Source organism: Reinekea sp. (genome assembly GCF_046710285.1).
In the GTDB taxonomy this organism is placed as follows: Bacteria; Pseudomonadota; Gammaproteobacteria; order Pseudomonadales; family Natronospirillaceae; genus Reinekea.
This window is the reverse complement of the sequence record NZ_JBKEGY010000024.1, coordinates 15,032-27,391: the sequence shown is the minus strand read 5'-3', so window position 1 is coordinate 27,391 and position 12,360 is coordinate 15,032. Positions and strand designations below refer to the sequence as shown.

Genomic DNA, 12,360 nt, shown 5'->3' with positions numbered 1-12,360 from the left:
AAGACAGACATCGATAGGAATCCGTTATGGCGAAAGGTACCGTAAATAAAGTCATTATTCTTGGCCGTTTAGGACAAGACCCAGAAGTACGCTCAACTGCATCAGGCACGCAAATTGTTAACTTGAACGTTGCCACCAATGAAATTGGTCGTGCCGATGACCAAGGTAATCGTACCGACGTAACCGAATGGCACCGCATTGTGTTATTTGGCCGTACAGCAGAAATAGCAGCGCAGTATTTAAATAAAGGCTCTCAAGTTTATATTGAAGGACGCTTACAAACCCGTAAATGGCAAGACCAGAACGGTCAAGATCGTTATTCAACTGAAATTGTGGGTAATGAAATGCAGTTCATTGGTGGTCGAAGTGACAACCAGCAGCAAGGTGGCGGCTTTGGTCAGGCAGCACCACAGCAAGGCGGCTATCAGCAACCACAGCAGCAGGGCGGCTATAACCAGTCTAAGCCACAAGCGGCGCCTCAACAGCAGCAAGGCGGATTTTCACAGCCAGCACCACAGCAAGGCGGCTACCAGCAGCCACAACAGGCTCCAGCATCGGCACCGTCTCAACCAGCGCCACCAGCAGGTGGTTTTGACGATTTTGATGATGACATACCCTTCTAGCGTTAGGTTTTTAGTCATCAACTAGAATGTATTTAGCGTAATGATTGTAATAAGCCCCATTTTTATGGGGTTTTTTAGTTGTACTATTGTAGAGGTGTTTGATGCTTGATCCTAATAACGCGAAAACAGAATATATTTCAGAAACTTTCATTGATCAGCAGCTCGCTGACGAGCGTTTAGAGTATATCGAATTTGATAGTTGTGTTTTCAAAGAGTGCGATTTTAGTGGTACCTTGTTTGACCATTGTAAGTTCATAGAATGTGAATTTATACGCTGTAATTTAAGTGTTATGCGCTTAAATGCGAGTCGCTTTATGGATGTAGAGTTTCGTGAGAGTAAAGTTATTGGGGTTGATTGGACGGTGGCCGCATGGTCAAACTTGAAGCTGTCTGCGCCAGTTTCGTTTCATCAGTGTGTCTTGAATGATTCCTCATTTTTCGGTCTATATATGACGGAAATGAATCTCGAAGAATGCAAAGCCAATGATGTTGATTTCCGAGAAGGTGATTTTAGCGATGCCAATTTTAATGGTGCAGACTTAGCGAACAGCCTGTTTGACGGTGCAAACCTAAATGGCGCCAATTTCGAAAATGCAGAAAACTACTATATTGATGTAAATAACACGACCATTAAGAAAGCGACTTTTAGTCGGCTAGAAGCGGTAAGTTTGCTAGAAAGCCTCGATATTGTTTTAGTTGATTAAATCAAAAAGGAAAGACGATGTATATAATGATTAAAAATCTGCACATGTTATCTGCTGTGCTGAGTATTTGTTTTTTTATGCTCCGTGCCTTTTGGTCGGTTCGCGAATCTGTGTTACTACAGCAAAAATGGGTAAAAATTAGTCCGCATGTAATTGATACGGTTCTTTTAGCGTGCGCGATATATTTGGCAAGCTATTGGCCGCTCAGTTCCATGTGGATATGGGCGAAAGTGGTTGCGTTAATGGCTTACATTGTACTTGGAACTATAGCGATAAAACGCGGTAAAACGGCGACGATTCGTGCGTTGTTTGCGATATTATCGATACTGGTGTTTGGTTACATTTTAGGTGTCGCGATTGCGCATAACCCTATGTCTTGGCTGGCGATAGGTTAATTATGAGGAGTCGCGCGTGATAAAGCATTCACCGAGTTTGTGCTTTTGTGTTTTAGGTTCCAACACTCAAATAGGTCACGCATTATGTGATTATTTACTTGAGCGCGAGATTCCTTTTACGGCTTTAGATCTTGATGATCAAGGTGATGTCGCTCTGTGCAGTGAGCAGATTAAAGAAGCATATATCGTCAACACGTTGCCAGAAGAGCTCCCTTCAGGGTTGGTGATGAACGAAGATCAGCTGCTCAAAGTGACAGAAAAATTGGCGGCTTTTTGCCAAAGCAACGAAAAAGTCTTATTTCAAATATCGAGCGCCAGTGTCTTTGATGGGCAGAAAAAGACCTCCTACAAAGAAGCAGACGCCACCCATCCAATAACCGAAAGTGGCCAGCTATTGCTTAAATGTGAGCATAAGGCGCAGCAACGGTGCGTTTCAACGGTAATTTTACGCACCAGTTGGTTGTTTAGTGATGAAGGTGATAATTATTTAACTCGTTTATGTAATGCTGCGGTTAGTGAGCAGCAAATGCGTTTTTCAGGGTCGATGAAAGCCTGTCCTACCAATACGTTGAGTATTGCGAAAGCCTTTGTTGCTATGGCTGAGCAAATAGATTGTCGTACCGAGCCTGCGTTATGGGGTGTTTATCACTATGTCGACAGTGATGCTTGTTCAATGTTTACTTTTGCTAAAACGGCGATCACGGTTATTAAATCGATGGCAGACGTAAAGATTGAGACCATTGAAGAACTGACCGCTGAAGAAGGCGGTATTAATGAGTCTTATGAGTTGAGTTGTCGTAAAATTTTATCCGCTTTTGGTATTAAACGGCATCCTTGGCGTCGAGGTTTGCACGATACCCTCAAGCAAAAGTACGCTTCTTCAGGCTCTGTCGAAGTGAATGAAATGGACAAAGACTAAAGAAATTTGCATTCAGACCGATCTATAGAGTAGAAACCACCGTTTTAAAATGGGAAATCCGACTGAATGCCGATCCATGATTTATCGAAACTGCGCTTAACCGCTGGTTTAAGTATCAATATAGAGCTGCCGGAGGCAGGCGCAAAGCGCTACCAGGGTACGCTTATCGGCTTTGTGCCCAATCGTTCGGTTTTAGTGACAACGCCTATGCTTGGTGAAAACAGGCCGTTGTTGCTACGCAAAGAACAAACTATTATCTGTCGTTTTTTTTCGCATAAAGTAGCGTGTGCATTCAGTGCGCAAGTGGTTCACCTCTGCACAACACCCATCCATTATTTCCACTTAGGGTGGCCTAGGCAAGTCGAAGTGGGTACTGTGCGTAAGTCGGAGCGAGTGGTTGCTAACTTAAAAGTATCGGTAGTGAATCAAACCGATTCATCTTGGCAGCGTGGTTCAGGGGCGGTCGTTGATTTGTCCACAACCGGCGCGCGTCTAGAGTGCATGGAGCCTATTGGTGCTATTGGTGATATTATTTTGATCAGTGGCAAGGTCGTGGTTGGGCATGTGACTCGTTTGATATCCATCGAGGCCAGTATTCGAGCAGAGCTGAACCGCTTTGAAGTCGCAAATTCAACAGCGGCTTACGGCATTGAGTTTAAATATGTGTCTGATATTGATTTTTTAGCCCTACAAGCCTTCGTGAATGGCCAAGTGGCCAAAGGTGCAGGGCGTTAAGAAGGGCTTGCTAAGAATCTCGCTGTACAGATAGGCCTGCCAATGCCGCCATGGCTTCTTTGAAAACTGAATCAGGAAAAATATTGAGCGCCTGCTGGGCTTTCTTAGCGTGGGCTTCTGCTTGGGCAATGGTGTACTCGAGTGAGCCGTAACTGTTCATAATTTGAATAACGTCATCAAGCTGATCGAGACTGCCTTTGCGAATGCATGAGCGAATGAGTTTGCGTTCAGCTTCATTGCAATTCTCCATGGCATGGATAATAGGTAATGTAGGTTTACCTTCAGCAAGATCGTCACCGACATTTTTACCCAGCTTCTCAGCTTCGCCAGAATAATCAAGCACATCATCAATGAGTTGGAATGCCAAGCCTAGATGTAAGCCATAATCAGCTAACGCATTACATTGCTCGACAGAAGTACCAGCAATTAACCCCGCACATTCGCCACAGGCTTGGAACAAAATTGCAGTTTTGCCCATGATGACTTCTAGGTACTTTTCTTCACTGGTATCAGGGTTGCGAACATTGGTCAACTGTAATACTTCACCTTCAGCAATTTTGCGAGTAGTTGCAGCAAGCGCATCCATTACCCCCAAATGACCAATTTTGACTAATAACTCGAAGGATCGGGCATATAAGAAATCGCCCACCAAGACACTGGCCGCGTTGCCCCATTGAGCGTTAGCAGTAGGTTTGCCGCGTCTTAGTTCAGACGTATCGACAACATCGTCGTGCAATAGCGTCGCAGTATGTAAAAACTCAATAACCGTGGCTAATTGATGCTGTTTTTCATGCTGGCTATTGGTTAGCCCTGCCGCTAAAAGCACGATAGTTGGGCGTAAGCGCTTACCACCACTGGTTATAATATGTTCTGCAATTTTCTCGACCATGGGGACATTAGAAACAAGCTGCTGATGTATGGTGTCGTTTACTGCACTGAAATCGTCCGCTATAACCGCGTGAATTGCTTTATGATCCATGTGAATTTAAAGTCTATTAACTGTTAATTAGGCGCGATGCTAGGGAGGCGAGCGGCCCCTGTCAAGTCTACTAAAAAACGGCTTGCAACTAGCGCTATATCTCCGTACTATACGCCGCCCGATCAGTTTGACTCATTCCCTGCCATAGGGTGCCCAACAGCGTGGCGTCGCCTTTAGAAACAGGTAGTAATGACAGAGTAAGATCAGGGGCTTAAACGAAAATCTTTGGAGAATAAAGATGTACGCTGTAATAATATCTGGCGGTAAGCAATACCGCGTAGCAGAAGGCCAAACGGTCAAGCTAGAAAAAATTGAAGCGGAAACGGGCTCAACGTTCGATTTCGAAAAAGTGCTATTGGTTGTTGATGGCGACAAGGTGAGCTTAGGCCAACCTGTTGTTAAAGGCGCTAAAGTGACTGCTGAAATTATCGCTCAAGGTCGTCACAAGAAAGTGAAGATCATGAAGTTCAAGCGTCGTAAGCACCACATGAAGCAAATGGGCCACCGTCAGTGGTTCACTGAAGTTAAAATTACTGGTATCAAGGCATAACGGAGATTTCTCATGGCTCATAAGAAAGCTGGTGGTAGTACTAGAAACGGTCGTGACTCGGTCAGTAAACGACTTGGTGTCAAGGCCTTCGGTGGCGAAACTGTAAGCGCTGGTTCTATCATAGTTCGTCAACGTGGCACTCGTTTCCACGCTGGTGATAACGTTGGTCTTGGAAAAGATCATACGTTGTTTGCGAAAGCAGACGGTAAGGTAGAATTTGTTGTTAAAGGTGCAGGCAACCGTAAGTTTGTAAACATCGTCGCTTAATTAGCGAAACAACGATCAAAGCCTCGCCGCGTGCGGGGCTTTTTGCGTTTTAACCCTGGTTTTTTCTGTGGTTAAAGACAAAGCACAATAACTTATAAATATAGAGGCGCCGTGAACCCATCCATGGGGGCTCAACTGCTTCATCCATGCAGCAGATGCTCTATATTTATAAGTTATCGTGCTTTTCATACGGTAGTCTCAACTAAACTGTATAGAAAGCACTGATGTATTAAGAGTGCTGTGTGATTCATTGTTAAGGTGTATGCGACATGGATGTCGCATCCAAGCCCCCATGGATGGGTTTACGGCGTCCTTAACAATGAATTACACAGGGCTCGAGTCAGCCGCAAAACGCTGTCAAACCAAACCGTAAAAGAGATATAGATCATGAAATTTGTAGATGAAGCCACCATTGCAGTCGAAGCCGGTCACGGTGGTAAAGGCTGTGTTAGTTTCCGTCGCGAAAAGTTTATCGCGAAAGGTGGCCCCGATGGCGGTGATGGTGGATTTGGTGGTAACGTTTGGGTGCGAGCCGATGAAAACGTTAACACATTAATCGACTATCGTTTTGTGCGTCGCTACCAAGCCGAAAAGGGTCAGCAGGGCATGGGTTCGGATATGACGGGCCGTAAAGGCGAAGATGTCACCTTAGTAGTCCCTGTTGGCACAACTGTCATTGATGTTGATACTGATGAAGTCTTAGTCGACCTGAAAAAAGCCGGTGAAAAATTCATGGTCGCCGAAGGCGGCGCTCGTGGCATTGGTAATACCCGATTCAAGTCGAGCACCAACCGAGCGCCGCGCCAATCTACGCCGGGCAAAGAAGGTGAAAGCCGTAACATTAAGTTCGAACTTAAAGTGTTAGCCGATGTTGGTTTGTTGGGGTTACCGAACGCAGGTAAATCAACTCTTATACGCAGCGTGAGTTCAGCTAAACCTAAGGTTGCCGATTATCCGTTTACTACCATGATTCCTAATTTAGGTGTTGTTCGAGTGGATGCCATGCGTTCGTTCGTTATGGCCGACATTCCAGGGCTAATTGAAGGTGCCTCTGAAGGAGCCGGTTTAGGTATCCGCTTCCTAAAGCACTTGGTTCGAACGCGCGTGTTATTGCATGTTGTTGATATGTACCCATTCGATGAATCTACACCCGCGAATAACGCCCTAGCCATTGCTAATGAACTTGCCGTGTTTAGTCCTACACTGGCCATGCGTGAACGTTGGTTAGTGTTGAATAAAATGGATATGGTGCCCAAAGATGAACAGCAAGCACGCGTAGACTCAGTTGTTGAAGCCCTAGGCTGGGAAGGCCCGGTTTATCAAATCTCTGCAATTTCAGGTGAAGGCACGAAACAACTTGCCAGTGATTTAATGGTTTGGTTAGAAGAGCGCCGTGATCGTTTAGCAGAAGATCCTGAGCTTGCCGAAGAAGACGACGAATTACGTGCGCAGGTGGAAGAAGAAGCGCGTGAACGCATCGAAATGTTATCTAACAAACGTCGTAAAGATCGTTTAGGTAAAACTGACGAAGACGATGATGATGAAGATGACGACGACCATGATGTTGAGTTAGTCTACTCCCCTTAAATATTCAAAAGGAACTACAGTGGTGGTGGCAAATTCTAAAGCCAGACTGACCGCAGGTAAGCGCTGGGTGGTAAAAATTGGCTCCGCGCTGTTAACCAATGACGGTAAAGGGCTCGATCTTGCCCGAATCCAGCAATGGACAGAACAGATCGCTGCATTAAAGCAACAGGGTGTTGAAATTGTATTGGTTTCATCTGGCGCTGTAGCCGCTGGTATGTCGCGTTTAGGTTGGCAAGAACGACCTAACTCAATGGAGCTATTACAAGCCGCTGCCGCTGTTGGTCAAACCAAGTTGGTGCAAACGTATGAAAACTCATTTGCACGTCATGACATACATACCGCGCAAATATTATTAACGCATGAAGATTTATCAGATCGTAAACGTTACTTAAACGCACGAAACACGTTAAGCGCATTGCTCGAATTACCCGTTATTCCTATTGTTAACGAAAACGACACCGTTGCCACCGATGAAATTCGCTTTGGTGATAACGATACATTAGGCGCATTAGTTACCAACCTGGTCGAAGCAGATGCTTTGATATTGTTGACCGATCAAGATGGGTTGTACGATGCAGACCCACGTAGTAATCCAGATGCTGAATTGATAACCCAAGCCATCGCCACTGACCCAGAATTAGTCGCCGTCGCAGGTGATGGTGGAAAACTAGGTCGAGGCGGAATGGCCACCAAAGTTCGTGCGGCACAATTGGCAGCACGCTCTGGCGCCATTACTGTTATTGTCGGTGGACGTATCGACAATGTATTAGGTAGGTTGCGCGCTGGCGAACAAGTAGGCACTCACTTATCACCAGAGCTCGAACCCATTGCTGCGCGTAAACAGTGGTTAGCAGGCCAACTGCAAACCAAAGGTGAAATTACTCTCGATGACGGTGCCGTCAACGCTTTAGTGAAGCAAGGCAAAAGCTTGCTGGCGGTCGGTGTAAAAAATATAGCTGGGCGATTCCAGCGTGGCGAATGTGTCGCGGTATTAGATCAGCAAGGTAAAATATTAGCTCGAGGGCTAGTGAATTACGATGTCGACGATGCGTTTAAAATTATGGGTAAGCCCACGGCTGAAATCGATACAATTTTAGGTTACTTGAATGAGCCAGAACTTATTCATCGAGATAATTTAGTACTAATTTAAGGATAAACTATGAAACGGTGTGACTGGTGTGGAGAAGACGAACAGTATCAGCATTACCATGACACCGTTTGGGGGCGCCCTGAATATAATAACCAGCAATTATTTGAAAAGCTTTGCTTAGATGGTCAGCAAGCCGGGCTAAGCTGGATTACCATCTTACGCAAACAAAGAAACTATCAAGAAGCCTTCTTTGATTTCGATCCAGTTAAAATGGCCGCGATGACCGACAATGACTGTCTTAAACAGATGGAAAATACCGGAATTGTTCGAAATAAACTTAAAATTGAATCACTGCGCCGAAACGCGCGCGCCTATATTGCGCTGGAGGAATCCGGTCAAAGCTTTAGTGATTTTATTTGGAGTTTTACTGACGGTAAAACGATCGTGAATCAATGCGCTACAATGGCTGATATTCCTACTGAAACTGAAAATAGCCGTGCAATGTCGAAAGCCTTAAAAAAATTAGGCTTTAATTTTGTCGGACCAACAATTTGTTATGCTTTTATGCAAGCTGTCGGGATCATTAATGATCATCTAGTTGGCTGTCATGTATATGAAGAAACGAAAGCCTTGGCGAATAAGCGTTGAGAGCTAAGTTTCACTATACCGTGCCACATAAATTTTCAGGTATCACTGTTCAGCAAAGTATTCTTGCCTGTTTCCCTTTTCGAGAGCCTGAGAGTCTTTTAGCATTGCTTGATCCGTCAACCTTATTGGTCAATGCTCAAAACGTCTCCTTAAAAAGTATACTTAATGCGGGTGATGAACTTCAATACAGTTTAAATAACTACCATGAGCCAGAGGTGAATACTCAATGGCATCTACTTTGGCAGAATGACGAAATTATAGCGGTGCATAAACCTGCAAACTTACCTGTTAGTCGTACTACTCGGAATATTTACAATACCTTAGTGCAGCTTGTACGGCGAGAAAGTCAATGGCCGGATGCGCACCTTTTACATCGGCTTGATCTAGAAACCTCAGGGATTGTATTGCTTGCTAAGAATAAACAGTTGGCCTCTAAATGGCAGCCTAAGATTAGTCAGTTAATGCAACGGAAAATATATCACGCGGTGGTTTATGGCGTGCCGACTTGGCAAACTAAGTCCCTCGAATGCACATTGGCTCAAATACCAGAAAGTCCAATACGATGCCAGATGCATATAGCGGAACCTGGTGTGCCCGGTAAACACAGTCATACTCAATTTAAGGTATTGAGAAAAATGGCAAGCTACTCAGTGATTGAGTGTGAGCTCTTTACTGGGCGTAAGCATCAGATACGAGCGCATCTATCACATTTAGGCCATCCTATTGTGGGCGATAAAGTATATGCACATGAAGGCAGCTACTTTTTGAAGCGAATTAATAATGTTTTAACCTTAGAAGACGAAGAGATGATTGCGACCACGCATCATTTGCTTTGTGCTTATCAACTAACCTTACAACTGGATGCCAATAGTGGTACTGAAATTGTTGTCGATAACAACTATCCAGATGCGTGGCAGAATTTTATCAATCTTCACCGTTAAGAGGCTCGGTGAGCCTATATAGTTTGACGAATCTAAACGTTTCTTTGTTTGACTATAATGTGATTTTTTAACAGAGAGTTTCAAATGTATCCATACAGTGAAAAAACAAAAAGTTTTATTAATCAAATAGGCAGCGGTGATGTGGGCTACATCGCTCAAGCCATTAGCTGCGCTATTAAAGCATTAGATGACATTGCAGCTAATGAGAGCCTTCCAGAGGACGTTCGAAGCAACGCAGCCTTTGCTGCAGCAAACTTGGTGCTCAGTGATCATAAAGATGAATAGCCACTACCCATTATGTTATAGCGGGCCAGCAAAGAAACGTAACATTTAATAACGTCGATAGTAAACCGCTAGTTAACAATAGATACACCTAAGCGATACAAGACTATGACGATACTGATTTTTTAGAGGTATGACTAATGAACGCTGTTTCCTTTTTATCGAAACCGATTTACCCCAGCAAAATTGTTTGTATCGGTCGAAATTACGTTGAGCACATTCAGGAGCTAGGTAACGAAATTCCAGATGAGATGGTGGTTTTCGTAAAGCCGAACTCTGCGATTGGCGATCAGCCTAAAACACAAAAAAAATCGATTCACTACGAGGCTGAATTGAGTTTTTTAGTCAAAAATGGGCGGTTTGTCGGTGTGGGTATTGGTTTAGATTTAACCAAACGAGACTTGCAAACTAAGTTACGCAATAAAGGCCTACCATGGGAGCGCGCTAAAAGCTTTGATGACTCGGCTGTTTTCAGTAGCTTTGTTGCATTACCAGAACAGATTGGAGCTTTGAGTTTCGAGCTCACTATCAATGGTGGGTCAATTCAGCAAGGTGATATTAGCTTAATGATGTATAAGCCTGATGTAATCTTGCATGAAGTTCAGCAGTTCATGACCCTAACCGATGGAGACATCGTGATGACAGGAACACCCAAGGGCGTTGGTGAGTTAAAGCGTGGAGATCTTTATCAAGCTGAAGTTCGCTACCAAGGGCAGGTTATCGTGAGCAAAGAGTGGCAGGTTGCATAAAATCTAAGGCCGTAGAAGATGAAACTAATTCCCTTCGAACCAAAAGATGCCGCTGGCTTAAATAATTGGTTTAAAACTAAGGATGAGTCTCTAACATGGGGTGGTCGCATATTTGGTTGGCCTTTGAGCCTCAAGGCCATTATTAGTCGCTCGAATTGTTCGGAAGCTGAGTTTTATGTTTTAACCGACCAAAATCAAATGGTTGGCTTTTTCGAGATCCAACAGATTTCTAAAACAGAGCAAAGACTCTGTCGCGTGGTCATTGCGCCATATGCTCAGGGCAGAGGGTTCGGCAAACGCCTTATTGAGCTAGCAATTGCGCAAGCTAAAGAAAAATCAAACGCACAATCGATCTCGCTGGCTGTGTTTCAAGCAAACCAAGTCGCATTTAATTGCTATCAGTCACTTGGCTTTCGCGTTGTAGAGCGTGAACCTGCTTTTAAGGTATTTGAAGGCGTTCAATGGCCATTGTATCAAATGGAGCTAACTCTCATTTGAAGTTAAAGGCCATACTTTAAGCATCATTACTTAATATTCCACCACGGGTTTTCTAGCTTTGTTTGTATCTCATTGCGACCGACGCCCATATCTTTGAGCATATAATCAGGAAGTTGAGCCATATTTTGATAAGCACGTTTATCTTCTAAATTTTTCTTTAGCAGACTCAGTGTGCGCTTAAATGACGCAAAGAAACTCAAATCCAAGGATATAGGTTCGCTTTTGGTGTTAGTAAATCTAACTTGATCTTGAGTGGTCATGATTTTCTCCTTGCAGAATTTGTTTATGTCCTGATAATCTAAGGGTTCTAGGCTATTTTGACAAACGATATAAAATGCCACTCAGTTAAGAGAAACTTAAGTGAACCATTTACCCTTGCAAGGTTTATTCTATTTTTATGTGGCGGCGGAAGCAGGCAGCTTTAAGCTGGCTGCAGAACGCTTGTTTATTACGCCTGCGGCTATGAGCCAGCAAATAAGGCAGCTCGAAGAAAAACTCGACATTAAGCTCTTTGAACGCCATCACCGTGAGGTACGGCTTACAGAAGCCGGGCGACAGCTTTTACCTTATGTTCAAACCAGTTTTAATGCGTTGCAAGACGGGGTTAACTTGCTTGGACAAGACCCAGACCCAACTAAGTTGGCGATTTCGACTCTGCCGTCATTTGCACAGCAGTGGTTGGTGCCTAGGCTCGGTAACTTTTCTAAAGTGGCTCCTGATTTAACAATATTAACCATGCCATTAGATCGCTTAGTTGATTTTCGAGTTGATCCAATCGACCTTTGTATTCGCTTTGGGCTTGGCAACTACCAAGGGCTGCAAAGTGAACTGTTGATGAAAGATCGCCTTTACCCTGTGTGTCACCCCTTGTATTTAGAGTCACACCCAATTAGTACACTAAGCGATGTTACTCAATATGATTTGATCGAAGACGCACGGCCCGATATGAACTGGCATTACTGGCTAGATTTGGCGGGCGTTAAAAAAAGCGCAATCAAACCTTCGTTATCATACACAGGAGTTCATTTAGTTCTGGAAGGCGCATTAGCGGTGCAAGGTATTGCCTTGGTACGTCATAGTGTCGCGGCAAAATACATTAAACAAGGGCTGTTAGTGCAGATAGGGAATGTAGAAGTAGAATCAACTTTTCACTATTTTTTATGCGCCCCAGAACCATTTTACAAGCGCGATAAAGTGCAACGCTTTGTACGGTGGATTAAAGCAGAAGCCGAACAGTTTCTAAATGATCATCCAATGCCAGAAGGTAACCGGCTGGTTTATTCAGAAATCAAGCCGACTAAAGGCTGTTAGGCACTCGTTGATCCTAAGTGCTAAAGACATCAAATTGTTTTACGATACAGGTTCCATTTTGTAAACCGTGATAGCGGTTGCT

Annotated in this window: 17 protein-coding genes; 15 read left to right on the top strand and 2 right to left on the bottom strand. The window is 44.1% G+C overall.

Translation table 11 applies throughout. The features are described from left to right. The first annotated feature begins 26 nt into the window (after positions 1-26). The 5 genes from ACI882_RS14680 (at position 27) to ACI882_RS14660 (ending at position 3,376) form a co-directional block, all read left to right on the top strand. A complete protein-coding gene (locus ACI882_RS14680) occupies positions 27-623 on the top strand; it encodes a single-stranded DNA-binding protein (RefSeq protein ID WP_411743480.1) in 597 nt (198 codons plus the stop codon). 101 nt (positions 624-724) lie between these two features. After that, positions 725-1,327 (top strand): pentapeptide repeat-containing protein, encoded by a 603-nt coding sequence (locus tag ACI882_RS14675; RefSeq protein ID WP_411746295.1) that lies wholly within the window; start codon positions 725-727, stop codon positions 1,325-1,327. Between the two features lie 17 nt (positions 1,328-1,344). Then, a complete protein-coding gene (locus tag ACI882_RS14670; protein WP_411745098.1) occupies positions 1,345-1,722 on the top strand; it encodes a SirB2 family protein in 378 nt (125 codons plus the stop codon). Positions 1,723-1,738: 16 nt separating this feature from the next. Continuing rightward, positions 1,739-2,641, top strand: a complete 903-nt coding sequence (locus ACI882_RS14665) for an SDR family oxidoreductase (protein ID WP_411745099.1) — start codon at positions 1,739-1,741, stop codon at positions 2,639-2,641. A 66-nt stretch (positions 2,642-2,707) separates the two neighbouring features. Then, on the top strand, positions 2,708-3,376 hold the full coding sequence (locus tag ACI882_RS14660; RefSeq protein ID WP_411745100.1) for a flagellar brake protein: 669 nt from the start codon (positions 2,708-2,710) through the stop codon (positions 3,374-3,376). Between the two features lie 10 nt (positions 3,377-3,386). On the opposite strand, the gene ACI882_RS14655 is transcribed toward ACI882_RS14660, so the two are convergent. After that, the gene (locus ACI882_RS14655; RefSeq protein ID WP_411745101.1) at positions 3,387-4,355 is read right to left on the bottom strand and encodes a polyprenyl synthetase family protein; all 969 of its coding nucleotides are present in this window, start codon (positions 4,353-4,355) and stop codon (positions 3,387-3,389) included. A gap of 238 nt (positions 4,356-4,593) precedes the next feature. Between ACI882_RS14655 and rplU the strand changes: the two genes are divergently transcribed. The 9 genes from rplU (at position 4,594) to ACI882_RS14610 (ending at position 10,967) form a co-directional block, all read left to right on the top strand. Further along, a complete protein-coding gene (gene rplU, locus ACI882_RS14650; RefSeq protein WP_411745102.1) occupies positions 4,594-4,905 on the top strand; it encodes a 50S ribosomal protein L21 in 312 nt (103 codons plus the stop codon). 12 nt (positions 4,906-4,917) lie between these two features. Beyond that, complete coding sequence (gene rpmA / locus ACI882_RS14645; protein WP_411745103.1) at positions 4,918-5,172, top strand: 50S ribosomal protein L27; 255 nt, start codon at positions 4,918-4,920, stop codon at positions 5,170-5,172. A gap of 387 nt (positions 5,173-5,559) precedes the next feature. Then, entirely contained in the window at positions 5,560-6,759 is a 1,200-nt protein-coding gene (cgtA, locus tag ACI882_RS14640) for an Obg family GTPase CgtA (RefSeq protein ID WP_411745104.1), read from the top strand. Between the two features lie 25 nt (positions 6,760-6,784). After that, positions 6,785-7,909: a glutamate 5-kinase gene (gene proB, locus ACI882_RS14635; protein ID WP_411745105.1), complete on the top strand. Its 1,125-nt coding sequence runs from the start codon at positions 6,785-6,787 to the stop codon at positions 7,907-7,909. A gap of 9 nt (positions 7,910-7,918) precedes the next feature. Continuing rightward, complete coding sequence (locus ACI882_RS14630; RefSeq protein ID WP_411745106.1) at positions 7,919-8,497, top strand: DNA-3-methyladenine glycosylase I; 579 nt, start codon at positions 7,919-7,921, stop codon at positions 8,495-8,497. Between the two features lie 20 nt (positions 8,498-8,517). After that, positions 8,518-9,438 (top strand): RluA family pseudouridine synthase, encoded by a 921-nt coding sequence (locus ACI882_RS14625; protein ID WP_411746294.1) that lies wholly within the window; start codon positions 8,518-8,520, stop codon positions 9,436-9,438. Between the two features lie 84 nt (positions 9,439-9,522). After that, on the top strand, positions 9,523-9,723 hold the full coding sequence (locus ACI882_RS14620) for a YaeP family protein (RefSeq protein ID WP_411745108.1): 201 nt from the start codon (positions 9,523-9,525) through the stop codon (positions 9,721-9,723). Between the two features lie 137 nt (positions 9,724-9,860). Then, complete coding sequence (locus ACI882_RS14615) at positions 9,861-10,469, top strand: fumarylacetoacetate hydrolase family protein (RefSeq protein ID WP_411745109.1); 609 nt, start codon at positions 9,861-9,863, stop codon at positions 10,467-10,469. Between the two features lie 18 nt (positions 10,470-10,487). After that, positions 10,488-10,967, top strand: a complete 480-nt coding sequence (locus ACI882_RS14610; protein ID WP_411745110.1) for a GNAT family N-acetyltransferase — start codon at positions 10,488-10,490, stop codon at positions 10,965-10,967. 26 nt (positions 10,968-10,993) lie between these two features. Here the strand turns inward: ACI882_RS14610 and ACI882_RS14605 are convergent, their stop codons facing one another. Then, positions 10,994-11,227, bottom strand: a complete 234-nt coding sequence (locus ACI882_RS14605; protein WP_411745111.1) for a hypothetical protein — start codon at positions 11,225-11,227, stop codon at positions 10,994-10,996. Positions 11,228-11,327: 100 nt separating this feature from the next. Between ACI882_RS14605 and ACI882_RS14600 the strand changes: the two genes are divergently transcribed. After that, positions 11,328-12,278: a LysR substrate-binding domain-containing protein gene (locus ACI882_RS14600; RefSeq protein WP_411746293.1), complete on the top strand. Its 951-nt coding sequence runs from the start codon at positions 11,328-11,330 to the stop codon at positions 12,276-12,278. Positions 12,279-12,360 lie beyond the last annotated feature (82 nt).

Excerpts from the sequence above, each read along its gene's own strand:
- ACI882_RS14680 (WP_411743480.1), top strand. The coding sequence starts at position 27 with ATGGCGAAAGGTACCGTAAATAAAGTCATTATTCTTGGCCGTTTAGGA.
- ACI882_RS14675 (WP_411746295.1), top strand. The coding sequence starts at position 725 with ATGCTTGATCCTAATAACGCGAAAACAGAATATATTTCAGAAACTTTC.
- ACI882_RS14670 (WP_411745098.1), top strand. The coding sequence starts at position 1,345 with ATGTATATAATGATTAAAAATCTGCACATGTTATCTGCTGTGCTGAGT.
- ACI882_RS14660 (WP_411745100.1), top strand. The coding sequence starts at position 2,708 with ATGCCGATCCATGATTTATCGAAACTGCGCTTAACCGCTGGTTTAAGT.
- ACI882_RS14655 (WP_411745101.1), bottom strand. The coding sequence starts at position 4,355 with ATGGATCATAAAGCAATTCACGCGGTTATAGCGGACGATTTCAGTGCA.
- rplU (WP_411745102.1), top strand. The coding sequence starts at position 4,594 with ATGTACGCTGTAATAATATCTGGCGGTAAGCAATACCGCGTAGCAGAA.
- rpmA (WP_411745103.1), top strand. The coding sequence starts at position 4,918 with ATGGCTCATAAGAAAGCTGGTGGTAGTACTAGAAACGGTCGTGACTCG.
- cgtA (WP_411745104.1), top strand. The coding sequence starts at position 5,560 with ATGAAATTTGTAGATGAAGCCACCATTGCAGTCGAAGCCGGTCACGGT.
- ACI882_RS14630 (WP_411745106.1), top strand. The coding sequence starts at position 7,919 with ATGAAACGGTGTGACTGGTGTGGAGAAGACGAACAGTATCAGCATTAC.
- ACI882_RS14620 (WP_411745108.1), top strand. The coding sequence starts at position 9,523 with ATGTATCCATACAGTGAAAAAACAAAAAGTTTTATTAATCAAATAGGC.
- ACI882_RS14615 (WP_411745109.1), top strand. The coding sequence starts at position 9,861 with ATGAACGCTGTTTCCTTTTTATCGAAACCGATTTACCCCAGCAAAATT.
- ACI882_RS14610 (WP_411745110.1), top strand. The coding sequence starts at position 10,488 with ATGAAACTAATTCCCTTCGAACCAAAAGATGCCGCTGGCTTAAATAAT.
- ACI882_RS14605 (WP_411745111.1), bottom strand. The coding sequence starts at position 11,227 with ATGACCACTCAAGATCAAGTTAGATTTACTAACACCAAAAGCGAACCT.